We start from the raw sequence: 22,243 nt of genomic DNA, 5'->3' as shown, positions 1-22,243 counted from the left end.
TGTCAGGTTTTAGGGGATACTGGATTCATGCGCGCGAGCAGACTCCTGTCCGTCCTCCTCCTGCTGCAGAACCGCGGCCGGATGACGGCCGAGGAGCTGGCGACCGAGCTGGAGGTGTCGGTCCGCACGGTCTACCGCGACGTCGAGGCGCTGTCCGCGGCCGGCGTGCCGGTGTACGCCGATCGCGGGCGCACCGGCGGCTATCAGCTGGTCGACGGCTATCGCACGCGGCTGACCGGGCTGACCGAGGAGGAGGCGCAATCGCTTTCGCTGGCGGGTCTGCCCGGCGCGGCCACCGAACTCGGGCTCGGCGCGGTCCTCGCCGCCGCGCAGCTCAAACTGCACGCGGCCATGCCGTCGGAACTGCGTGCCGGGGCGGGCAAGATCTCCGAGCGGTTCCACCTCGACGTCCCCGGCTGGCATCGCGGGATCGAAAGCCTGCCGCGACTGTCCGAACTGGCCGACGCGGTCTGGCACGGGCGGCGCGTCAAGGTCCGGTACGAACGCTGGGGGCAGCGGAAGGTCGACCGCGTACTCGATCCGCTGGGCCTGATCCTCAAGGCGGGGAACTGGTATCTCGCGGCGCGGTGCGACGGGACCGACCGGACGTACCGCATCTCCCGGATCGAAGAACTCGAAGACCTCGGCGAGACCTTCGAGCGGCCGTCGGACTTCGACCTCGCGCGTTACTGGCACGAATGGTCGGAGCAGTTCGAAAAGCGGATGTACTCGCGGACGGCGGTGGTGCGGCTGAACGAGTTCGCCCGCATACTGCTGCCGTTCTACCTCGGGGCGGTCGGGGCCCGGGCGTTGCGGGAAACCACCGCGAAACCGGACGAAGACGGCTGGCTGACGATGGAACTGCCCGTGGAACCGGGAGAATCGGCCGTCGGCGAACTGCTGCGGTTCGGCGGGAACCTCGAAGTGCTCGAACCGCCGGAGCTGCGCGAGCGGCTGGCGGAGGAGATCGGGAAGATGGGCGCGGTTTATGGCTGACCTGGACGGCATCACGATCGGGATCACCGCGGAGCGGCGGGCCGACGATTTCATCGGCGCGCTGACCCGGCAGGGCGCGACGGTGCTGCACGCGCCCACCATCCGGATCGTCCCGCTGCCCGACGACACCGAACTGCGGGCGGCGACGGACGCCGTGCTGGCCGGGCCGGTCGGGTTCACCGCCGTCACCACGGGCGCCGGATTCCGTGGCTGGCTTTCGGCGGCCGAAGGCTGGGGGCTGCGCGAGCCGTTGTTGGACCGGCTGGCGGCGTCACGGATCTTCGCGCGCGGGCCGAAGGCGGTGGGCGCGGTGCGTGGTTTCGGCCTCCGGGAGGAGTTTTCCGCGCCCGAGGAGAGCAACGCCGAACTGTTCGAAGGATTGCGGGACGCCGGGGTCCGCGGCGAACGGGTCGCGGTCCAGCTGCACGGCACCCTGCTACCCGAACTCACCGCGTCGTTGCGGGACGCGGGCGCGGACGTCGTCCAGGCGCAGCCGTATCGCTGGCTTTCGCCCGTGGACGTCGCACCTGTGCACGAACTCGTCGAAAGCGTGATCGCCGGACGCGTGCACGCTTTGGCCTTCACTTCCGCTCCCGCGGCGGCGAACCTGCTCACGCTGGCGGGCCCCCGTCGTGAAGAACTTCTCGCCGCACTGCGAGGTCCGGTGCTGTGCGCGTGCGTCGGACCGGTGACCGCGGCGCCGTTGGAAGCCGCCGGGGTACCGACCGTCCAGCCCGAACGTCAGCGGCTCGGCGCGTTGGTCAAACTTCTCGTCGCGGAACTGCGCATTCGGCCGTCTTGACGCGGGAAGACCGCTTTGCCAGGCTCGACACATCGGACGCGGGGAGGGCGGCGGATGTCCGAGTCTCAATCGGTCACCTTCGTGCGCGCGATGTTGCGAAAGGGCTCTTCGGTACTGGGCGCCAGCCCCGCCGACGAAGCACCCGACCCGGATTCGGTGCCGGACTGGCGCTATCGCGAGGACTCCGCGGACACGCTGCTGATGCGCGCGATCCGGTACTCCGCGCTGGGCCCGATCTTCTACCGCGTGGCCGCGTTTCCGAAGGTGTACATCGGTTTCCTGGTCGCGAACGGCTCGGCGGGGATCGTTCCGGTGCTGAGCACGACGATCCTCGGGATGCTGCTCAACGTCTTCGCGGTCTGGTGGGTGGTGCGCGGCCGCGGGATCCGGGCGAAGACGTCCGGACGGCTGATGTACGCGGATCTCGCCGTGGGCGTGGTGCTGACGACGATCGTGGCCACCGCGGCACCGACCGAGATCCAGCCGTTCGCCATCGACGTCGCGTGGACGTGGATGGTCGGGACGGTGGCGTTGTGGACGCTGTCGTTCGGGCTGCCCGCGGCTTGTCTGCTGCTGATCGCGGCCGTGCCGTTCCGGGCCTTCCTGACCTGGGCCGGCGGGCTCCCGCTCGACCATCCGCTCGCGACGAGCCGGTCGGTGGGGTGCATGGTCGCGCTCGTCGTGGCGATGGTGACCACGGCCGGGATCCTGATCCTGCTCGGTGTCGGCACCCGGTTCGCGCTGGGCATCGGGATGCGGCGGGGGCAGCGCGCCGAACGTCTGCGGACGCAGCGGGTGATGCACGATTCCGTGCTGCAGACATTGGAAGCGATGGGACTCGAAGCGCCGGACGACGATTCCGCCGCCGCGGAGCGGCTCGCGGAAATGCGCGCGACGGCGCGGGCACAGGCGGCCGAACTGCGGCGTGAACTGACCGGCCCCGACGCGCCCTCGGCCCGGGGTCTCGCGGCGGATCTCGCCGAGGTCGCCACCGAGATGGCGCGCGACGGCCTTCGCACCCAGCTCGTCGCCGCCGAGACCGAAGAGGACTACCGCCTCTCGCACGCGCGCCGGACCGCCATCCGTGACGCCGTCCGCGAAGCGCTCCGAAACACCGTGAAGCACGCCGGGACGAAACAGGTCGTGCTTCGCGTCGAGGAGTGCGAAGGCGGCGTCGCGGTCATCGCGCGGGATCAGGGGACCGGCTTCAGCATGCTGGACCGGCCGCCGGGCTTCGGGATCAGCCAGTCGATCATGGCGCGGCTGGCGGAGGTCGGCGGGCGAGGGACGATCGATTCGCATCCGGGGCGGGGGACCCGGGTGACGCTCTGGGTGCCGCACTGACGTCGGTGGTAGCAAGGGACCTTTGCTATCGCTTGCTTAGCATTGCTACGTAAGTGGTAGCAAAGGTCCCTTGCTCCCTTCCCGCAGGTCAGGCGCCTACTGGGTGGGTGCCGATGTCTCAAAGGGGCCCTTCGGGGCGTCCAGCGTCCCAAAGGTGGCCTTCAGGACATGCCACCGGCGGCCTGCATGTCATGAAAGGGCCGTTCAGGACATAAAACGTCCTGAACGGCCCTTTCATGACACATCGCGAGAAGCCCCTCAGTCCTCCTCGGCCGGAGCCTCCCCGGCCTCCGCCTGCCGCATCGCCTCACGCCCAGCGGCCTCTTCGCTGACCCCCCGCCGCCAGTACCCCGTGAAGCAGATCGCCCGCTTGTCGATCCCGCGCTCCCGCACGAGGTGTCGCCGTACCAGCTTCACCATGTTCGCCTCGCCGGAAATCCACGCGTAGGCCGTCCCGCCCGGCAGCTCCGCCTTCCGCACGGCCTCCAGGATCGCCGAGCCGACGTCGCCGGAACCGCGCACCACCCAGTGCAGCTCCACGGTGCCTTGGGTTTCGAAGACCTGCCGGTCTTCGCGATCACCGATCTCGATGTAGACCAGCGCTCGCGTCCCGGCCGGCAGCGCCTCGACGATCGCGCCGATCGCCGGGATCGCGGTCTCGTCGCCGATCAGCAGCTGCCAGTTCGTCTCCGAAGGCACGTCGTAGAGCCCGTGCGGCCCGAGGAAAGCGACCCTGTCGCCCTCCGAAGCGCGCGAAGCCCACGCGGAGGCGGGGCCTTCGTCGCCGTGCAGCACGAAGTCGATGTCGACCTCCTGCACGGACGGCCGCAGCGCGCGCACGGTGTACGTGCGCATCGGCGGGCGGACGTCGTCGGGCATCGCGAGGTAGGTCCGGTACCAGGACAGCACTTCGTCGCCGGTCAGCGGCGCGGGCAGCACGGGTTCCGCCTGGCCCGGCTGCGGGAAGAACACCTTCAGGTACTGGTCGGGCGCCTGGTCCACCAGCGACGCCCCCGAGAAGGTCACCCTGCTCATATGCGGGGTGAGCCGCCTGACGCCGGTCACCTTCGCCTCGATGTAGCTCATTAGGGGAGGCTAACCTAAAAGAGCGCGCCGGGACCAGCGTCGTCGCCGGGATCACGTTGCCAACGGTATTTCCGCAGGTCGACGCGCTGTCCGTCGGGTATGACGCCTTCCGCGCGCAGTCGTTGCAGCTGTTCGTCGACCAAATGCGGCGCCGGCGTCCCGTCTGCCCGCAGAATGCGGTGCCAAGGCAGGTCCTGGCCGTCCTCGCCGAGGATCCGGCCGACCAGCCGCGGTGACGGCGCCCCCGAAACCGACGCTATATCCCCATAAGTCGCGACCGAGCCGGCGGGCACGCTCGCGATGACCTCGCGCACCCGCTCGTGCAGTTCGTCATCCATGGGACCACTTTGCCGTGCCGCTGCGAGGTTGTGTCGGCGGGGCGTGGTTCCATCGTGGGCGTGAACGGGCGGCGAACAGCGGCAGGAACCGACGCGCGGCTGGTCCGCACGCCGGTCACCGGCACGCCGTCCTTCCAGTGGGATCACGGCGCCCGCCGCCTGCTGGCCGCCCCGGACGGGTTCCGCAGGGTCCTCGGCGGCCCCGGCACGGGTAAGACGGCCTTGCTGGCGTCGGCGGCGTCGCGGCGTATCGCGGAGGGCGCGAATCCGGAGAGCGTGCTCATCCTGACCACTTCCCGCAAGGCGGCCGAGGCCCTGCGCGCCGACATCACCCATCGGCTCACCACCGATCCGGAAGAGGATCCGCTGCCGCGCACGATCCGCGAGCCGCTCGTGCGCACGGTGCATTCGTACGCGTACGCGCTGTTGCGGATGGAGGCGCAGGCCGACGAGCTCCCCCCGCCCCGCCTGCTGGCCGGGGCGGAGCAGGACGTCGTCGTCCGCGATCTGCTCGCCGGTGACATCGAGGAAGGCGCGCTCGACTGGCCCGAACAGCTGCGCCCCGCGCTGGGCGTGCCCGGTTTCGCCGAGGAGCTGCGAGACCTCCTGCTCCGCGCCGCCGAACGCGGGCTCGGCCCGGAGGATCTGGTCGAACTCGGCAGGCGGCGCGGCCGCGAAGAGTGGATCGCGGCCGGGCGCTTCTGGAGCCAGTACGAAGAGGTCACCCTGCTGCAGGGCGCGGGCGGCAACGCGCTCGGCGTGGCGAGCGCGCCCGCGCTGGACGCGGCGGAGCTCGTCACTTCCGCCCTGCTCGCCTTGGAGGACGATCCGGACCTGCGTGAACGCGAGCAGCGGCGCGTCCGGCACCTGTTCGTCGACGACGCGCAGCATCTCGACCCGCTGCAGACCCAGCTCGTCCGGCTCATCGGGCACGCGGCCGACGAGTTCGTCGTCGCGGGTGACCCCGATCAGTCCGTGTTCTCCTTCCGTGGCGCGGATCCCCGCCTGTTCGCCGACGCGGACGAGGACGGCGAGCGCACGGTCCTGCTGACCACGGCGCATCGGCTCGCGCCCGTCATCCGCACGGCCGTCACGAAACTCGGTTCCGTGCTGCCCGGCTCGTCGCCGCAGCGCAAACTCGTCGACGCGCCGGACGCAGAGGGCGGTGTCGTCCGTGTCCGCCTGATGCCGACCCCGGCCGCCGAGGCGAGCTGGATCGCCGATCAACTGCGCCGCGCACATCTCGTCGACGGCGTGCCGTGGTCGGAGATGGCGGTGCTCGTCCGGTCACCCGCCCGTACTTTCCTTGTCCTGCAACGTGCTCTGCGCGCGGCCGGGGTGCCGATCGGTTCCGCCACCGAAGAACTGCCGCTCGCGAAGCAGCCCGCAGTTCGTCCTCTGCTGGCGATGCTGCGGCTCGCGGCGGATCCGGAACTGCTCGACGTCGACCTCGCCGAGATGCTGCTCTCCTCGCCCTTGGGCGGCGCGGATCCGCTCGCCCTGCGGCGGCTGCGGCGCGGTTTGCGCAGGCTGGAGCTCGCGGGCGGCGGGCAGCGGTCCAGCGACGAACTGTTGGTCGAAGCCTTGCGCACCAACGATGTTCTCACCGGCCTCGCCGAAGCCGAGTCGCTCCCGATGCGCCGGATCGGCGGTCTGCTGCACGCGGCGCATCAGGCCGTGGTGCGCGGGGACGGCGTCGAGCAGGTGCTGTGGGATCTCTGGCAGGCCAGCGGTCTGGAACAGCGTTTGCTGCGGCTGGTCGATCGTGGTGGATCGCTGGGTTCCCAAGCGGATCGCGACCTCGACGCGATCGTCGCGCTCTTCGACGCGGCCGGTCGCTATGTCGACAGATTGCCGAAGGCGAGTGTCGCCTCGTTCGCGGATTACCTGTCCTCGCAGAACATCGCGGGTGACACGCTGGCTCCCGCCGCCATGAAGAGCGAAGGTGTCTCGCTGCTCACCGCGCACGCGTCCGCCGGTCGTGAGTGGACGGTCGTCTCGATCGCCGGTGTCCAGGAAGGCAGCTGGCCGGATCTGCGGTTGCGCGGATCCGTGCTCGGTGTCGAGCGGCTGGTCGACCTCATGTCCGGGGTCGACGACGAAAAGGTGTCCGCCACCGCGCCGATCCTCGCCGAAGAGCGGCGGCTGTTCTACCTCGCCGCGAGCCGCGCGCGGAAGACGCTGCTGGTCAGCGCGGTCGCGGGGGAGGACGAGCAGCCCTCGCGGTTCATCGACGATCTGGAGGAGAACGGCGCGGACGACGGCGGACTCGACTCGCGGATGAAACCGGCGGGACGTTCGCTGGTGCTCGCCGAACTCGTCGGTGAGCTGCGCGAGGTCGTCTGTGCTGATACGAGCGACCCGGAAAGGCGGCGGCGGGCGGCGCGTCAGCTCGCGAAACTGGCCGCGGCCGGGGTGCCGGGCGCGCATCCGAGCACCTGGTACGGCCTGCTGGAACCGTCGACCGGCGAACCCGTGCACGGGCCGGGTGACCTCATCCGCATCTCACCGTCCACTGTGGAGGTTCTGGTCAAATGCCCGTTGCGCTGGCTGATCGAACGCCACGGCGGCAGTGACCCCGCGCAGCTCGCCGCGGTCACCGGAACACTGGTGCACGGGCTCGCGCAGGCGGTCGCCGGCGGCAGCAGCGACGAGCAGATCCGCGCCGCCCTCGACGAGGCATGGGTACGGGTCGACGCCGGGGCGCCGTGGTTCTCGCGCCGCGAGCGGTCGCGGGTCGAGCAGATGCTGCGGAACTTCATCTCCTGGCTGGAATCCAGCCGCAAGGAGCTGATCGAAGCCGGGGTCGAGCAGGACATCGAGGTCGAACTGCCCGTCGGCGATGACGACGTTCGCGTGCTCCTGCGCGGCCGCGTCGACCGGGTGGAGATGGACAAGGACGGCCGTCCGGTCGTCATCGACATCAAGACCGGCAAGGTCCCGATCTCCGCCGCCGACGCCGAACAACATCCTCAGCTGGCCGCGTATCAGCTCGCCGTGCTGCTCGGCGCGGTCGAGGGCGGTTCGAAACCCGGTGGCGCACGGCTGGTCTACGTCGCGAAGTCCAACAACAAGACCGGATCCACCCAGCGTGAACAGGCACCGCTGGACGAGGACAGCGGCAAGCAATGGCTCGAACTGGTGCGCTCGGCGGCCGGATCCGCCGCGGGCCCGGAGTACGGCGTCACCGAGAACCCGGACTGCGATCGTTGCCCGGCAAGGGGTTGCTGTCCGTTGCGCCCCGAGGGCAGGCAGGTGACCGGCCCTTGATCTCCGAACTCCAGCGCCGTCAGGTCGAACCGGGCGAGATCGCCCGCGCGCTCGGCCTGCACAGCCCCACCGACGAGCAGGCCGAGGTCATCGCGGCACCCATCGAGCCGTCGCTGGTCGTCGCGGGCGCGGGCGCGGGCAAGACCGAGACGATGGCCGCGCGCGTCGTCTGGCTGGTGGCCAACAGTGTCGTCCCGCCGGAACGCGTGCTCGGCCTGACCTTCACCCGCAAGGCCGCTCGTCAGCTCGGCGAACGCGTCCGCACCCGGCTGCGACGGCTCGTCGGATCAGGGCTGCTCGACAAGATCGACCCGACCGGCGACCTGCGCACGACGGTGACCGCGGGCGAGCCGACGGTGCTCACCTATCACGCGTATGCCGGGCGGCTGCTGTCCGAACACGGCCTGCGGCTGCCCGTCCAGCCCGGCGTCCGGCTGCTTTCGGAGACGTCTTCGTGGCAGTTCGCGCATCGCGTCGTGTCCACTTGGGACAATGACCTCGACACCGATCGCGTGCCCTCGACGGTGACGGCGCAGTTGCTGGCGCTGGCCGGGGAACTCGGCGAGCACCTCGTCGAGACCGAACGGCTGGCGCAGTACACGTCTTGGCTGTGCGAGGTCATCGAGAACGCGCCGAGGGCGAAGGGGCAGCGTGCTTCGCTGCCGCAGAAGCTGGCCGAAGTCATGACGGCGCAACGGTTCCGGCTCGCGCTCCTGCCGCTGGTCGAGGCGTATCACACGCGGAAGCGGGCGGAAGGCGCGCTCGACTTCGCCGACCAGATGTCGCTGGCCGCGCAGCTCGCCAGCAGCTATCCGGCGGTGGTCGCGGGGGAGCGCGAGCGCTACGGCGCCGTCCTGCTCGACGAGTACCAGGACACCGGGCACGCGCAGCGGATCCTGTTGCGTTCGCTGTTCGGCGGGGTCGAACATCCGCCGATGCCGGTGACCGCGGTGGGCGACCCGGCGCAGGCCATCTACGGCTGGCGCGGCGCGAGCGCGGCGAACCTGCCCCGGTTCACCACGGACTTCCCGCGTGACAACGGCGAACGGCTCGTTCCGGCCCTGGATTTCGGGCTGCTGACCAGTTTCCGCAATCCGCCCGAGGTGCTCGAACTCGCGAACGCGATCTCGGAGCCGCTGCGGGAACGCGGTCTCGGGGTCGCACGGCTGCGCGCGCTGGAGGGCGCGGGGGCCGCCGACATCGCCGCCGCGCTGCTGCCGGACATCCGCGCCGAACGCGAGTGGGTGGCCGACGCGGTGGCGAAACGCTGGTTCGAAACCGTGGAGGAGACCGGAAAACCACCGACCGCCGCGGTGCTGGTGCGCCGTCGTGCCGACATGGCGCCGATCGCGGCGGAGCTGCGGGCGCGTGGACTTCCGGTGGAGGTCGTCGGTCTCGGTGGGTTGCTCGACGAACCCGAGGTCGCGGACCTGGTGAGCACGTTGCGGGTGCTCGCCGATCCGCTCGCGGGCAGTGCGGCCGCCCGGCTGCTGACCGGGGCGCGCTGGCGGATCGCGGCGGCCGACCTCGCGGCGTTGTGGCGCCGGGCCGGCGAACTCTCGTCGCCGGTGCCGCCGTCGGGAAAGTCCGATGTGGACGAACCGGTGCTGGTGACCGAGCGGGTCGAGCAGGCGGGGCTCGCCGACGCGATCGACGATCCCGGGACGCCGGAACGCTATTCGCCCGAGGGATACCGGCGTATCCGGAAGATCGGCGCCGAGCTTTCGGCGTTGCGACGACGGCTCGACCAATCGCTGCCCGAACTGGTCGCCGACGTGGAACGCACGATGCTGCTCGACGTCGAGTCGCTGGCCCGTCCCGGCCCCGCCGGACGCGCGCACCTGGACGCTTTCGCCGACGTCGTCACGGATTTCGCCGAGACCTCGCCGACTGCCACTCTTTTGTCCTTTGTGGACTATCTGAACACGGCCGCGCACGCGGAAGACGGGCTCACCCCCGGAGAGGTGGAGGTGGTCCCGGATCGGGTCCAGGTGCTGACGGTGCACTCGGCCAAGGGGCTGGAATGGCGCATCGTCGCGATTCCGCATCTGGTCAAGGAGGTCTTCCCCGGTCGGCGGCGTTCGTCGTCGTGGCTGCGGACGTCGACCTCGCTGCCCGCCGCGCTGCGCGGGGACTCGGAGGATCTGCCGGAGCTGCGGATCCCCGAAGGCGCGGACCGCAAGGAAGTCCAGGAAGCGCTGGAACTGCACGAAGAAGGCTTCGTCGCGCGCGAAGCGGATGAAGAGCGGAGGCTTTGCTACGTCGCGCTGACCCGCTCCGAGCACACGATGCTGATTTCCGGCCATTGGTGGAACGAGAGCAGCGCGCGGCCGAAGGGGCCGTCGGAGTTCTTGCTGGAAATCGGCGAGGTGATGCGGGGGAACTCGGTCGGCCGGATCGAGCACTGGGCCGACGAACCCGAGACCGACGGCGAGAACCCGCTGGTCGCCGACTCCCGCCGGTCACGATGGCCGGTCGATCCACTGTGGCCGCGGCGCGAGGGCGTCACGAACGGCGTCGACATGGTGCTCGGGGCGCTGGAAGACGCCGAGCATGCCGAGGAGGAGGAAGAGGACGATCCGGACGGCTGGATCTCCGACACCAAGGTGCTGCTGGAGGAGCGGGCGCGGGCGCGGGACCGGGTGCAGCAGGTCGTCCTGCCGCCGCATCTCTCGGTGAGCCAGCTGGTCGAGCTGTCGGCCGATCCCGCCGCGCTGGCCAAACGGCTGCGGCGGCCGCTTCCCGTGCGCCCCAACACCTACGCGCGGCGGGGCACGGCGTTCCACGGCTGGCTGGAGCAGCGGTTCGGCGGCGAGCAGCTGCTGGAGATCCACGACCTGCCGGGGGCGGCGGACGTCGACGAGGCGCCCGACACCGAGCTGGAGGCGCTGCAGACCGCGTTCGAGAAGAGCGAGTGGGCGCATCGGGTGCCGCACGCGGTCGAGGTGCCGTTCTCGGCGGACGTCGTGGGCGTGACGGTGCGCGGGCGGATGGACGCCGTGTTCGCCGACGCCGACGGCGGCTGGACCGTCGTCGACTGGAAGACCGGAGCCGTCCCGGAAGCCGACCGGCTCGAATCGCTGGCCGTGCAGCTGGCGGCGTACCGGCTGGCTTGGGCGGCGTTGAAGAACATCCCCGTGGAGAAGGTGCGGGCGGCGTTCCACTACGTGAAACACGACAAGACTGTCCGCCCGGCGGATCTGCTGGACGCCGAAGGACTGCGTCAGCTCCTGCGAAGCGTCCCGACGATCTAGCGTTTAGTCCTCTGAATGCGGGGGTCAGGCGCGGTCGCGGACCTTGAGTGCCCAGGTCACCAACGGGATCTGAAGCGGGACTCGGACCCAGAAGGCCGCCCGCCAGTGCTTCGGGGCCTTCCGGCGGTCGGCGTCGACGGCCATCTTCACGTTCCCCGGCAGGACCACGACGAACAGCAGCGCGGCCGCGAGCCCGCCGAGCCGTCGCGTCTTCGGATTCGCGATCGCGGCGGCGACACCCAGCTCGGCCACGCCGGATCCGTAGGTCCACGCCCGAGGTGAGCCGGGAAGCTGTTTCGGGATGATGGCGTCGAAGGGTTTCGGCTGGACGAAGTGCAGGACGCCGGCCGCGCCGAGCAGGCCGGCGAGGAAATGGGCGGGCCGCTGAGACGGTCGTAAATCCGAAGACATGCCCTGAGCTTCGCATACCGAGCTGAACGGAAGGTTCTTCGGCTATCCTCCCGACCGTGAGTGACGCGGACCAGGCCGGAGCCTGTGCATGAGGGTTCTCAAGCGTTTCCCGGTCAGGCTGAGCGACCGCCCGGACCACGAGCTCGTCGGTGTGATCCGGATGCCGGAACTGACGGTCAGCCCGCTGCGGTCGATCCTCAAACGGATCATCGGCGCGATGCTCGCCCTGCTCGCGACCGTGCTGATCGTCTACCTCGACCGGGACGGTTACCGCGACGCGAACGGCGACGGGCTCACGTTCCTCGACAGCCTCTATTACGCGACGGTGTCGCTGTCGACCACGGGTTACGGCGACATCGCGCCCGCGACGCCGTCCGCGCGGCTGGTGAACGTCCTGGTGATCACCCCGCTGCGGGTGCTCTTCCTCATCGTCCTGGTCGGTACCACACTCGAAGTGCTCACCGAGCGCTCCCGCCAGGCTTTCAAGATCCAAAAGTGGAGGACGAAGGTGCGTGACCACACGGTCGTCGTCGGATTCGGCACGAAGGGCCGGTCGGCGGTCAACGCGCTGCTCGGGGACGAGAACGTCGAACCCGACCACATCGTCGTCGTCGACACCGATCAGCAGGCCCTCGAAGCGGCCACGTCACTCGGGCTGGTGACCGTGCACGGCTCGGCCACCCGCGCCGACGTGCTGCGCGTCGCCGGGGTCCAGCGGGCGCGTGCCGTCGTCGTCGCCCCGAACCGGGACGACACCGCCGTGCTGGTCACGCTGACCGCCCGTGAGCTGGCGCCGAAGTCGCATATCGTGGCGTCGGTGCGGGAGGCGGAGAACGTCCACCTGCTGAAGCAGTCGGGCGCGAACCAGGTCGTGGTGTCGAGCGAGACCGCCGGGCGCCTGCTCGGCATGGCGACGTCGACGCCGCTGGTGGTCGACATGGTCGAGGACCTGCTCACCCCGGAGTCCGGCCTCGCGATCGCCGAACGCCCGGTGGAACCGTCCGAAGAGGGCGGATCGCCGCGGCATCTGCCGGACATCGTGCTGGGTGTCGTCCGCGACGGCGTGCTGTACCGGGTGGACGCCCCGCAGGCGGACGCGATCGAGCCGGGGGACAAGCTGCTCTACATCCGCAAGGTGACCGCGGCGGAGACGATCGAGCGGTAGCAGGGGAGCTTTGCTACCACCTCTCCGGGCTCCTGTGTTTTGCCGCGAGGTTCTGGGAGCATGGCGTTCGTGCGCAAGCGATCGGACCCCGCCAGAGGGCTCACCCCGGGGTGGAACTCCCTGGCCGTGGCGGCCGGGGTCGGCCTGCTGGTGATCTTCCTGGCGTGGCTCGCCGGGCCGGGGCTGTTCGGCATCTCGAACGAGACCAAGGGGGCGACCGTCCAGGCGGAGGTCGTCGAGCCCGCGCCCTGCACGGGCGGCGGCGCGACCGAGAAGGTCAAGTTCGAGTTCGGCGGCAAACCGACCGAGGGCTCGCTCAACGGCTGCGGACACGGCAAGGGCGAGCGCCTCGAGGTCGTCGTCCCGGACGGGGCTTCGGGGGACGGCATCGCGGTGCACGCGGCCGACGCGACGGCCGGAGCGAGCGACGCGCGGCGGCCGCTCGGGCTGGCGCTGCTGGTGTTCAGCTGCTTCGCGGGCGGGATGTACGTCTTTCTGGTGTTGCGGGGGCCTCGGGTTCCGGTGGCGGCCTGACCGCCGCGCCGCCGCCCTTGCTCCCCCCCCAAGTACATGAAGGCCCCCTTCCTTGCGCTAGACGCAAGGAAGGGGGCCTTCATGTACTTGGAGAAGGTGCCCTTACGCGCCGCCGCTGTGGCTGCTGGAGCTGGTGGTGTTGCCGAGCCGTGGGTGGCGATCGAGAAGTCCGTGAAGGCCTCCTTGCCTACCTTGAGGGTAGGCAAGGAGGCCTTCACGGACTTTCGGCCAACCGGCAACTACATTCAGTAGGCAACTAAGACAGCCTTGCCCTGACCCGAATCGCCACTCACGACCACGGTGACCAGCCGCCGTTGCCTCCTATGGCTACTCGACGTGGTCGAGAGCGCGTGAGGGTTACCGCGGGTGAGGGGTGTGTGGAAATAGGGACGTTCAATGTCCCTATTTCCACACACCCCGTCGTGACCGGACCGCTCATGCGCGGACCGTGTGGATTTCCGGTCATCCAACGCCCCAAAATCCACACGGTCGGCGTCCTGGCGCGACCAGCCGCACCGGGCAAGCCGGAATCGCCCACGGCACCGCATCCGTCGGCGAGCGGCGACCCCACCCGAAACGCGTGAAGGCCTCCTTCCCTCGGCTCAGCCGAGGGAAGGAGGCCTTCACGCGCGAAAAGTCAGGAAACGGCGCTCGAAGGAGCCGAGAAGGTGTTGCAGTCGGCGATCCGGTTGTTGCTCGCCCCGGCCCGCCACCACGACGCGTAGTGCGCGTTCGTCCCGTGGTCCTGGCTGCGCGAGGTGTTGTCGCCGCGGGTCTCCTGGTCGTTCCAGGCCTTGTTGTACATGTCCCGGCTGACCGTGCCGCCCTGGTCGACGTGCGCGCCGAGGAACATCCCGGAGAAGCACTGCGCCTGCAGTTCCTTGCGCCGCGACATCTCCAGCCCGGCCGGGCTGTTCTGGCCGGCGTCGTAGATCTTCTGCCAGGCCGCGTCCATCAGCCCGGCGACCTCCTGCACGTGATGTCCGTACTCGTGCGCGAAAAGGGCCAGGTAGACGCCGGGGTTGTTGCCGTACTGGTCGGTCTGCAGACCGCGGAACGGCACGTAGAGGTTGTTCTCGCAGTAGTACGCCGCCGTCGCGATGCCCACCTGGATGGTGCCGCATTCGGTTTCGAAGCTGGCCCCGGTCGGGAAGTGCAGGGCGGGCGGGGTGAACGGCAGGTCGTAGGCGTCGAGGAACGGGCCCCACGCGTTGTCGAGGCATTTGCCCGCCGCGGTGAAGAACGCCTCGGCGGCCTGTTGGCTGCTCTGCCACTGCGGCAGCGTGCAGACCCGGTTCTGCAGGCCGGCGTTCGGGTCCTGGAGGATCGGGTGGTCGCCGAGCTTGAGGATCTTCTGCGGCCCACTCGACGAAGACGGCGCCTTGGTCGGTGACGACGGGAACGGGTTCGTCGACGACGAGGGCGACGAAGACCCGCTCGGCGGCAGCCCCGCCTGCGAAGGCGTGTTCGGCAGGGTGCTGTAGCCCGCATTCGCTACGTGATCGGAGTCGTCACGATTGAGTGAAACGATCGCGACCAGGCCGAGGACCAGCACGGCGACCGCGCCGAGGCAGATCGCGACGATCGCGCCCACGGACCGGCGCGGCGGCGGAGGCGGGAAGTGGTGCGGCGCGCCGTGCCACTGGGCAGGGGGCTGGCCGTGCACCGGCGGTGGCTGGACGGCGCCGCGTGGCGGCCACTGGCCGTGGGGCGGTTGCGTCATCAAGTCGGTCCCGGTGGTTCTAGGGGCGAACCGGGGGCACCCGGTCCGATGTTCAGCATAACGAGCTAACGGCGTCCCCACCCACAGCTCGGCTGCAGAGGGTATCCAGCGTGAGGCGAGCGGTCACCCATCAGTGTCGTCCCCCCAGCTCTGGCTGGGTGTCGGGCCCTCTGGAAGAGTGTTCGTAAGCAACGTGAACGGGTAAGGGGCTGTCGCATGACGGAGACCGGCGGACCGTCCGGGCCGGAAGGCACCGAGACGCCGAAGCCGCAGGCGGACACACCACAGCCGCAGGCGGACACTCCGACGCCACCGCAGGGGCAAGCGGCGCAGCAGTGGCAGTCACCCTCCGGGGTGACGCCGCCGCCTCCGCTGCCGTCGTACCAGCCCCCGCCGCAACAGCAGTATCCGAACTGGAAGGTCGGCCTCGGCAGGCCCGGCGTCATCCCGCTGCGCCCGCTGAACCTCACCGACATCCTCGACGGCGCGGTCACGGCCATGCGCAAGTACTGGCGGATGGTCTTCGGCGCCGCCGCGGTCACCGCCGTGCTCACCGCGGCCATCAACCTGGTCGGGCTGCTGCTGGTCGACACGACCGGCGACCTCGAGAAGGTCCGCGATCTCGGCCCGGCGGCCACCGATCAGGAACTGATGAACCAGATGGTCGGCATCCTCGGCGGGACGCTGGCGACGTCGTTCATCACCCTCGTCGCCACCCTGCTCGGGACGACCGTCCTGACCGGATTCCTGACCGTCCAGATGGGCAAGGCCGTCCTCGGCAAACCGGTCACGTTCAAAGAGGCCGCGAAGGAGGCGGCGCCCCGGCTGCTGCCGCTGCTCGGGCTGACCGTGCTCTACACGCTGGCGATCCTGGTCGGGGCGATCTTCTGCCTGCTGCCCGCGATCATCCCCTACACCTTCTGGGCGCTGGCCAGCCCGGCGTTCATCCTCGAACGCGGCACCGTGATGGAGGCGTTCCGCCGGTCGGTGAAGCTGGTGTCCGGCATGTTCTGGCGGGTCTTCGGCATCCTGTTGCTGGCGTACGTGATCTCGTCGTTCCTGGCGTCGATCATCACGATCCCGTTCAGCTTCAGCGCCTTCCTGTCGATCTTCGGCAATCTGGACCAGATCTACGTCCCGTCGACCGGCGACCTGATCCTGCAGTCGGTGGGCACGGTGATCGCCCAGACGATCGTCGGCCCGTTCACCGCGCTGGTCACCGTGATCCTCTACATCGACCAGCGGATGCGCCGCGAGGGCATGGACATCGAGCTGGCCCGCGCGGCCGGTATCCAGACGCCGCCCCCGCCGCAGGCATGGTGACGCGCTTCCTCACCGAAGTCCCGGTCGACATCGACCGGGACACCGCCCGGCTGCGCGCCGCCGAGGAGCTCTCGGGACAGGCCTACCAGGCCGCGAAACCGAGCTGGCTGTCCGAGGCGTTCACCTGGGTGGTCGAGAAACTGCTGGGCTTCCTCGAAACGGTCAACGGCGTCGTGCCCGGCGGGATCTTCGCCGTGGTGCTGCTGGCCGTCGTGCTGCTCGTGCTGGTCGTGGTGATCCGGCTGAAGTCCGGACCCCTGGCGACGTCGGCCAAGCGCGGGCGTGCCGTGTTCGCCGGGCAGCGCAAGGCTTCCGGCGAACATCGCAAGGCGGCCGAGGAAGCCGCGGCGCGGGGCGACTTCGACGACGCCGTGCGTGAGCGGTTCCGTGCCGTGGTGCGGTCCTTGGAGGAGCGGGCGCTGCTCGACGAGAAGTCCGGGCGGACCGCCGACGAGGCCGCCCTCGAAGCCGGACGGCTGCTCCCCGACGTCGCCGGGCCCCTGCGTGCCGGCGCCCGGCTGTTCGACGACGTCCACTATGGGGACATCCCCGCCACGGCGGACGGCTACCGGTCACTGTCCGATTTGGACGAACGCTGCCGTCGTGCCCGGCCGGTCGCCTTGGCGGCCGGATGACCTCGGTTTCGCCCGACGCCCGCCGGATCTGGCGCGGAGTACGGCTCCCGCTCGCGGTCGTCCTCCTGATCGTGCTGACCGGCACGCTGCTCGTGCTCTTCCAGGGCGAGCAGACCACCGGCGCGCTCGAACCGGGTTCCTACGAGCCCGGTGGCGGCCGCGCGCTGGCGACGTTGCTGGAACGGGAGGGCGTCAAGATCCCGATCGCGCGCACCGCCGCCGAGGCCAAAGGGGTCGCGAGGGACGCGACGGTCCTGATCACCAAGCCCGAGTACGTGCCCAAGAGCGCCTTCGCCGAGATCAGGGAGAACGCCGAGCACGTCGTGCTGGTGCAGCCGAGCCCCGGCACGGTCGAGGAGGTCCTTCCCGGCGTGCGGGTGAGCGGCCAGGCCGAGACCGAGACCCGCGCGCCCGACTGCGAGGCCGCGGATCCGGTCGCGGCGGGGAGCGCGACGATGGGCGGCCTGAAGTATTCGGCCACGCAGTCGAGGGCGCGGGAATGCTACGGCGGTTCGTATCTCGAGGTCCCCGGTCCACAAGGGACGGTGACCGTACTCGGCACCCCCGCCCCGCTGACCAACGAGTGGCTGGCCGACGAGGGCAACGCGGCGCTGGCGATGCGGATGCTCGGCAAGCACGAGCGGCTCGTCTGGTACCTCCCGACGCCCGCCGACCCGTCGCTGGAGACCGAGAAGAAGCCGCTGTCCGAACTGATCCCGGCGGGCTGGTCGTACGCGGCGTTGCAGGCCGGGGTCGCGGTGGTACTGCTGGCGTTGTGGCGCTCGCGGCGGCTGGGGCCGGTGGTGACCGAGCCGATCCCGGTCGTGGTCCGCGCGGCCGAGGCCACCGAGGGCAGGGCGAGGTTGTATCGCAAGGCGAAGGCCGCCGCGCACGCCGGTGAGACCTTGCGTGAGGCGGCCCGCGCGCGGCTCCGGCCGTTGCTGGGGCTCACCCGCGACGCCGAACCGGCCGCGCTGGTGGAATCCGTCGCCGCGCGGACCGGTCGGGCGGCCGCGGAGATCGGCGCGCTGTTGTACGGGGATCCGCCTGGGGACGACGCCGCGCTGGTGCGGCTGGCGGACGGACTCGATGTCGTGGAACGAGAGGTGGAGCGGTCTTGAGTAGCGAGCAGTCCGGTATGGACGGTGCGGCCGAAGCACGGGCGGCGCTGATCGCCCTGCGCGCCGAGGTCGGAAAGGCCGTGGTGGGCAACGACGCGGCCGTCACCGGGCTCATCATCGCGTTGCTGTGCCGGGGACACGTGCTGCTCGAAGGCGTTCCCGGGGTGGCGAAGACGTTGCTGGTGCGGGCGTTGGCGGCCGCGCTGGACCTGGAGACGACGCGGGTTCAGTTCACGCCGGACCTCATGCCGGGCGACATCACCGGCTCGATCGTCTACGACGCGCACAGCGGCGAGTTCTCCTTCCGCGAGGGCCCGGTGTTCACGAACCTGTTGCTGGCCGACGAGATCAACCGCACGCCGCCGAAAACGCAGTCTTCGCTGCTGGAGGCGATGGAAGAGCGTCAGGTCTCCAGCGACGGCAAGACGCGGCCGCTGCCCGACCCGTTCATCGTCATCGCGACGCAGAACCCGGTCGAATACGAAGGCACGTACCCGCTGCCGGAAGCCCAGCTGGACCGGTTCCTGCTGAAGCTGACCATGCCGATGCCGTCCCGCGAGGACGAATTCGGCATCCTTTCCCGGCACGCACAGGGTTTCGACCCGCGTGATCTCGGCGCGGCCGGGGTCACGCCGGTCGCCGGGATCGCCCAGCTCGACGCCGCGCGGCGCGCCGTCGCCGGGGTCACCGTGCGGCCCGAGGTGCTCGCCTACATCGTCGATGTCTGCCGGGCGACGCGGTCGATGCCGTCCGTGCGGCTCGGCGTCTCCCCGCGTGGCGCCACCGCGCTGCTGGCGGCGACGCGGGCGTGGGCGTGGCTCGCGGGCCGTGACTACGCCACCCCGGACGACGTCAAAGCCTTGGCACGGCCGGCTTTGCGGCACCGTCTCGACCTGCGGCCCGAGGCCGAACTCGAGGGCGCGACCGCCGACGGCGTGCTGGACCGCGTCCTCGCGTCCGTGCCCGTTCCGCGCTGATGGCCGTCACCGGGCGGCTCGGGCTGCTGGCGCTCCTCGCGGCGCCGGTGGTCGGATTCCTGCTGCCCTCGTGGGCCGGGATCGGGCTGGCCGCGGCGGTGCTGCTGCTGGCGGTGGTGCTGGATCTCCTGCTCGCCGGGAGTGTGCGACGGCTTCAGTTCGCGCGGTCCGGCGCGACGTCCGTGCGGCTGGGGGAGGAGTGCGAGGTCACGCTGACCGTGGCCAATCCCGGCGGCCGTCCGGTGCGCGCGTGGCTCCGCGACGCCTGGCCGCCCAGCGCCGGCGCGGACGACCGGCACCGCCTCACCCTGCCCGCGGGCGAACGCCGTGTCGTGACCACACGACTTCTGCCGACCCGGCGCGGCGACCGGACGGCGGTCCGGGTCACCGTCCGGTCGACCGGGCCGCTGGGGCTCGCCGCCCGGCAGGGTTCGCACGACGTGCCGTGGACCGTGCGGGTGCTGCCGCCGTTCCACAGCCGCAAGCATCTGCCGTCGCGGCTGGCGCGGCTGCAGCAGCTCGACGGCCGCAACGCGGTGCTGATCCGAGGCCAGGGCACGGAATTCGACTCGTTGCGCGAGTACGTGATCGGCGACGACGTCCGGTCGATCGACTGGCGGGCTTCGGCGCGCGCGTCCGATGTCATGGTGCGGACCTGGCGCCCCGAACGCGACCGGCACGTGGTGCTGGTGCTCGACACCGGCCGCGTTTCGGCGGGCCGGGTCGGGGACGCGCCGCGGCTCGACGCGGCGATGGACGCGGCCCTGCTGCTGGCCGTGCTCGCCGCCCGGGCGGGTGACCGCGTCGATCTGCTGGCGTATGACCGGCAGGTCCACGCGGCGGTCCAGGGATCGACGGATCTGTTGCCCGCCTTGGTGAACGCGATGGCGCCGCTCGAACCGTCGCTGGTCGAGACCGACGCGCGGGGCATGGTCGCGGAGGTGCTGCGGCGGACCCGGCGGCGCGCACTGGTGGTCCTCCTGACCGGGCTGGACGCGGCGCCGCTGGAAGAAGGCCTGTTCCCGGTGCTGTCGAAGCTGACCTCACGGCACCAGCTGATGATCGCTTCGGTCGCGGACCCGCGGGTCGCCGAGATGGCGGCGGGCCGTGGCGACGCGGAAGCCGTCTACGACGCGGCGGCGGCCGAGCGGGTGCTGGCCGAACGGCGCCAGGTCACCGCGCGGCTGGCGCGGCACGGGGTCGAGGTCGTCGACGCCGTGCCCGAGGATCTGCCGCCGCGGCTGGCGGACCGGTATCTCGCGCTGAAGGCGGCCGGACGGCTTTGACGCCGAACCCGATGGGGTGGTGCCGGTTGGCGGGCGGGGTCGCGGGCGGTTAGCTCGGAAGGAGATCCGGACCGACGCGATTGGGGCCAGGTTTGCGCAAGCTCGTGCTGTTCTTCGCGGTACTTCCGGCGGTGCTGCTCGTGTCACCCGCTTCCGCACAACCCGCCGGGAAGCCCGTCTATCTCGCAGACGGGGGCGGAACCGTCTCCCTGGCCGCGGCCGACGGCAAGCTCTCGCTCGCGGACGCGAAGGACGCCAACGCGCAGTGGGTGTACGACAAGGCGGCGTTGTCGTACAAGCATGTCGCGAGTGGACAGTGCTTGGCGGCGATCAGCCCGGTCGACGGGGTCGGCGTCAAACTCGTGGCGTGCGACGGCAAAGACCGTCTCCAGCAGTGGCGCCGCAACGCCGGGCTGCCGGGGCTCGTGCTGCTGGCGAACGTGGCGACCGCGCGCTGCCTGACCGCGGAGGCGCCGGCCATCGGATCGCGTCTGTACCAGGAGGTCTGTTCCCTGCCAGGGCTGTCCAACACCTGGGCGGCGGGGGTGCGGACACTCGCGATCCTGTCGGGGAACGGGCAGCGGCTGTCCACGAAGACGCCCGGCCAGCCGTTCGTGGTGCGCGTGATCGGGGAGAACGGCCAGCCCGCGGCGGACGTGCCGGTGAACTTCTTCGTCCGCGCGGCACGGCCGAAGAACGTCCTGGTCTTCGAAGGCGGCGCCGAGACGGCGACGGCCAAGACCGGCGCCGACGGTTCGGCTTCGAGCCCGAAAATCGTGCTGACCGAACCGGGCGAGTTCGAGATCCGGTTCACCGGCAGCGCGAGCCTGGAGGACGGGAACAGCATCACCTTCGAGGGCAGCTGCACCTGTTGAGCTTCGGCCGGGTGGGACTAGGCCACCAGCGCGAAACTCGAGTAGTACTCGCCCGACGGATCCCGTGAACCGCTCCGGTCCGGGCTGACCTCGGCGCCGACCCAGCCCTGGAACGCGCCCGCGTCGTCGATCACCTGCAGCAGCGGGCGGACGTGACTGTTGCCGAGGTAGCAACCGTTGTAGGACAGGCATTCGCACCAGAACTCGTAGCTGTTGCGCCGTCCGCCGAAAGCGTCGCTCAGGTAGTAGAACCGCCTGTCACCGGTGTCGATGATCTTCTTCGCGCAGGCCTCGTATCCGGCGCCGGGGAGGCAGCAGGAGGACGGGTCGCATCCGGAGTCGTACTGCACGTACCCGAGGCAGGAGCCGTCGTCGCATTTGTTCCACCCCGGGCCGACGCCGAGCGCGCCGCTGCCGCCGCGGGTCCAGTTCGTGATCGCGCGGCGGTTCACGCCCTGCCCTTCGAGCAGGTACGACCGCTGGGTCGCGCGGACCGAACTCATCGGGGCCTTGCTGGTCTGCGCGAGGGAGGCGTTGCTGCCGTAGGCGATGCCGCTGGTGATCGAGTAGTTGTCGCTCACCAGTTGCAGACGCCCGAGACCGGGCCGCGTCTCCGAAACCGTCCACGTCTCCGTGAGGTTCACGGCGGTGGTGGTGCCGTCGACGGTGCTGCTGGTCCAGTTGATGGCCACCTGACCGGAGTTCTCGGCGTACGTGCCGGTGAAGTGGCCGTTCGGAGCGCCGGTGAAACCGGGCGCGGTCTTGATCGGGCAGTTGTTGCGGGGATTGGTACCCGGCGCCCAGTCACCGCAGTAGTAGACGTCGCCGCTGTCGACCGGGACGGGGAAACCGGCCTGGCTCCAGGTCCAGAAGTTGTGCGCGACGGTGTTGTCGGCCGGGTTGAACACGAGATAGCCGAGGCGGACGTAATTGCGGTCGGCGTCGGTCCGGAATCCGCCGACGCTCACCACCCAGTTCTGCTTGCCCGACGGCGCGGACACGGTCCGGGCCTGGGACGCGCCGACGAGGAGCGTCGAGGCGAGTACGGACAGGACGACGATCGCGAAGGCGCGTAACCGTTTTCTCCCCATGAAAGGAGCTAA

18 protein-coding genes are annotated in these 22,243 nt (G+C 70.3%); 13 read left to right on the top strand and 5 right to left on the bottom strand.

Annotated features, from left to right (window positions below; genetic code table 11):
• Nucleotides 1-27 precede the first annotated feature (27 nt).
• From ED92_RS00545 to ED92_RS00535, 3 genes are read left to right on the top strand one after another with little or no spacing between them, the layout of a single operon-like run.
• Nucleotides 28-996, top strand: coding sequence for a YafY family protein (locus tag ED92_RS00545; RefSeq protein WP_037332054.1), 969 nt, complete (start codon nucleotides 28-30; stop codon nucleotides 994-996).
• Nucleotides 989-1,798 (top strand): uroporphyrinogen-III synthase, encoded by an 810-nt coding sequence (locus tag ED92_RS00540; protein WP_037332052.1) that lies wholly within the window; start codon nucleotides 989-991, stop codon nucleotides 1,796-1,798. The genes ED92_RS00545 and ED92_RS00540 overlap by 8 nt, the downstream gene beginning before the upstream one ends.
• Nucleotides 1,799-1,852: 54 nt before the next feature.
• Complete coding sequence (locus ED92_RS00535) at nucleotides 1,853-3,142, top strand: sensor histidine kinase (protein ID WP_037332051.1); 1,290 nt, start codon at nucleotides 1,853-1,855, stop codon at nucleotides 3,140-3,142.
• 258 nt (nucleotides 3,143-3,400) lie between these two features.
• On the opposite strand, the gene ED92_RS00530 is transcribed toward ED92_RS00535, so the two are convergent.
• Nucleotides 3,401-4,228 carry a siderophore-interacting protein gene (locus tag ED92_RS00530; protein ID WP_037332049.1) on the bottom strand — a complete coding sequence of 276 codons (828 nt, stop codon included), beginning with the start codon at nucleotides 4,226-4,228 and terminating at the stop codon, nucleotides 3,401-3,403.
• A 14-nt stretch (nucleotides 4,229-4,242) separates the two neighbouring features.
• Nucleotides 4,243-4,566: an MGMT family protein gene (locus tag ED92_RS00525; RefSeq protein WP_037332048.1), complete on the bottom strand. Its 324-nt coding sequence runs from the start codon at nucleotides 4,564-4,566 to the stop codon at nucleotides 4,243-4,245.
• Between the two features lie 54 nt (nucleotides 4,567-4,620).
• Between ED92_RS00525 and ED92_RS00520 the strand changes: the two genes are divergently transcribed.
• Entirely contained in the window at nucleotides 4,621-7,836 is a 3,216-nt protein-coding gene (locus tag ED92_RS00520; protein WP_200882657.1) for an ATP-dependent DNA helicase, read from the top strand.
• On the top strand, nucleotides 7,833-11,090 hold the full coding sequence (locus ED92_RS00515) for an ATP-dependent helicase (protein ID WP_037332046.1): 3,258 nt from the start codon (nucleotides 7,833-7,835) through the stop codon (nucleotides 11,088-11,090). The genes ED92_RS00520 and ED92_RS00515 overlap by 4 nt, the downstream gene beginning before the upstream one ends.
• A 24-nt stretch (nucleotides 11,091-11,114) precedes the next feature.
• On the opposite strand, the gene ED92_RS00510 is transcribed toward ED92_RS00515, so the two are convergent.
• Nucleotides 11,115-11,501 (bottom strand): membrane protein, encoded by a 387-nt coding sequence (locus ED92_RS00510; protein ID WP_037332044.1) that lies wholly within the window; start codon nucleotides 11,499-11,501, stop codon nucleotides 11,115-11,117.
• An 88-nt stretch (nucleotides 11,502-11,589) separates the two neighbouring features.
• Here ED92_RS00510 and ED92_RS00505 point away from each other — a divergent pair, with 88 nt between their 5' ends.
• Together ED92_RS00505 and ED92_RS00500 are read left to right on the top strand one after the other, a co-directional pair.
• Complete coding sequence (locus tag ED92_RS00505; RefSeq protein WP_037332041.1) at nucleotides 11,590-12,666, top strand: TrkA family potassium uptake protein; 1,077 nt, start codon at nucleotides 11,590-11,592, stop codon at nucleotides 12,664-12,666.
• 126 nt (nucleotides 12,667-12,792) lie between these two features.
• A complete protein-coding gene (locus ED92_RS00500; RefSeq protein ID WP_152610854.1) occupies nucleotides 12,793-13,200 on the top strand; it encodes a hypothetical protein in 408 nt (135 codons plus the stop codon).
• Between the two features lie 637 nt (nucleotides 13,201-13,837).
• Here ED92_RS00500 and ED92_RS00495 read toward each other — a convergent pair.
• Nucleotides 13,838-14,923: a neutral zinc metallopeptidase gene (locus ED92_RS00495; RefSeq protein WP_369797369.1), complete on the bottom strand. Its 1,086-nt coding sequence runs from the start codon at nucleotides 14,921-14,923 to the stop codon at nucleotides 13,838-13,840.
• Nucleotides 14,924-15,139: 216 nt separating this feature from the next.
• Here ED92_RS00495 and ED92_RS00490 point away from each other — a divergent pair, with 216 nt between their 5' ends.
• The 6 genes from ED92_RS00490 (at nucleotide 15,140) to ED92_RS00465 (ending at nucleotide 21,140) form a co-directional block, all read left to right on the top strand.
• Nucleotides 15,140-16,246, top strand: coding sequence for a hypothetical protein (locus tag ED92_RS00490; protein WP_037332038.1), 1,107 nt, complete (start codon nucleotides 15,140-15,142; stop codon nucleotides 16,244-16,246).
• On the top strand, nucleotides 16,240-16,881 hold the full coding sequence (locus tag ED92_RS00485; RefSeq protein WP_037332036.1) for a DUF4129 domain-containing protein: 642 nt from the start codon (nucleotides 16,240-16,242) through the stop codon (nucleotides 16,879-16,881). The genes ED92_RS00490 and ED92_RS00485 overlap by 7 nt, the downstream gene beginning before the upstream one ends.
• Nucleotides 16,878-18,002 carry a DUF4350 domain-containing protein gene (locus ED92_RS00480; RefSeq protein ID WP_037332034.1) on the top strand — a complete coding sequence of 375 codons (1,125 nt, stop codon included), beginning with the start codon at nucleotides 16,878-16,880 and terminating at the stop codon, nucleotides 18,000-18,002. The genes ED92_RS00485 and ED92_RS00480 overlap by 4 nt, the downstream gene beginning before the upstream one ends.
• Nucleotides 18,003-18,019: 17 nt before the next feature.
• Nucleotides 18,020-18,979: a MoxR family ATPase gene (locus tag ED92_RS00475; RefSeq protein WP_073847551.1), complete on the top strand. Its 960-nt coding sequence runs from the start codon at nucleotides 18,020-18,022 to the stop codon at nucleotides 18,977-18,979.
• Entirely contained in the window at nucleotides 18,979-20,265 is a 1,287-nt protein-coding gene (locus tag ED92_RS00470; RefSeq protein WP_037332030.1) for a DUF58 domain-containing protein, read from the top strand. Before ED92_RS00475 ends, ED92_RS00470 begins: the two co-directional genes overlap by 1 nt.
• A 92-nt stretch (nucleotides 20,266-20,357) precedes the next feature.
• Entirely contained in the window at nucleotides 20,358-21,140 is a 783-nt protein-coding gene (locus ED92_RS00465; protein WP_037332028.1) for a hypothetical protein, read from the top strand.
• A 17-nt stretch (nucleotides 21,141-21,157) separates the two neighbouring features.
• On the opposite strand, the gene ED92_RS00460 is transcribed toward ED92_RS00465, so the two are convergent.
• On the bottom strand, nucleotides 21,158-22,231 hold the full coding sequence (locus ED92_RS00460; protein ID WP_037332026.1) for a hypothetical protein: 1,074 nt from the start codon (nucleotides 22,229-22,231) through the stop codon (nucleotides 21,158-21,160).
• Nucleotides 22,232-22,243: the final 12 nt, after the last annotated feature.

This window comes from Amycolatopsis sp. MJM2582 (assembly GCF_000754115.1).
Classification (GTDB): domain Bacteria; phylum Actinomycetota; class Actinomycetes; order Mycobacteriales; family Pseudonocardiaceae; genus Amycolatopsis; species Amycolatopsis japonica.
Note: the sequence above shows the minus strand (reverse complement) of the source record. Positions and strands in the feature narration are given on the sequence as shown.

Excerpts from the sequence above, each read along its gene's own strand:
- ED92_RS00495 (WP_369797369.1), bottom strand. The coding sequence starts at position 14,923 with ATGACGCAACCGCCCCACGGCCAGTGGCCGCCACGCGGCGCCGTCCAG.
- ED92_RS00505 (WP_037332041.1), top strand. The coding sequence starts at position 11,590 with ATGAGGGTTCTCAAGCGTTTCCCGGTCAGGCTGAGCGACCGCCCGGAC.
- ED92_RS00460 (WP_037332026.1), bottom strand. The coding sequence starts at position 22,231 with ATGGGGAGAAAACGGTTACGCGCCTTCGCGATCGTCGTCCTGTCCGTA.
- ED92_RS00490 (WP_037332038.1), top strand. The coding sequence starts at position 15,140 with ATGACGGAGACCGGCGGACCGTCCGGGCCGGAAGGCACCGAGACGCCG.
- ED92_RS00530 (WP_037332049.1), bottom strand. The coding sequence starts at position 4,228 with ATGAGCTACATCGAGGCGAAGGTGACCGGCGTCAGGCGGCTCACCCCG.
- ED92_RS00545 (WP_037332054.1), top strand. The coding sequence starts at position 28 with ATGCGCGCGAGCAGACTCCTGTCCGTCCTCCTCCTGCTGCAGAACCGC.
- ED92_RS00540 (WP_037332052.1), top strand. The coding sequence starts at position 989 with ATGGCTGACCTGGACGGCATCACGATCGGGATCACCGCGGAGCGGCGG.
- ED92_RS00470 (WP_037332030.1), top strand. The coding sequence starts at position 18,979 with ATGGCCGTCACCGGGCGGCTCGGGCTGCTGGCGCTCCTCGCGGCGCCG.
- ED92_RS00475 (WP_073847551.1), top strand. The coding sequence starts at position 18,020 with ATGGACGGTGCGGCCGAAGCACGGGCGGCGCTGATCGCCCTGCGCGCC.
- ED92_RS00525 (WP_037332048.1), bottom strand. The coding sequence starts at position 4,566 with ATGGATGACGAACTGCACGAGCGGGTGCGCGAGGTCATCGCGAGCGTG.
- ED92_RS00535 (WP_037332051.1), top strand. The coding sequence starts at position 1,853 with ATGTCCGAGTCTCAATCGGTCACCTTCGTGCGCGCGATGTTGCGAAAG.
- ED92_RS00510 (WP_037332044.1), bottom strand. The coding sequence starts at position 11,501 with ATGTCTTCGGATTTACGACCGTCTCAGCGGCCCGCCCATTTCCTCGCC.
- ED92_RS00480 (WP_037332034.1), top strand. The coding sequence starts at position 16,878 with ATGACCTCGGTTTCGCCCGACGCCCGCCGGATCTGGCGCGGAGTACGG.
- ED92_RS00485 (WP_037332036.1), top strand. The coding sequence starts at position 16,240 with ATGGTGACGCGCTTCCTCACCGAAGTCCCGGTCGACATCGACCGGGAC.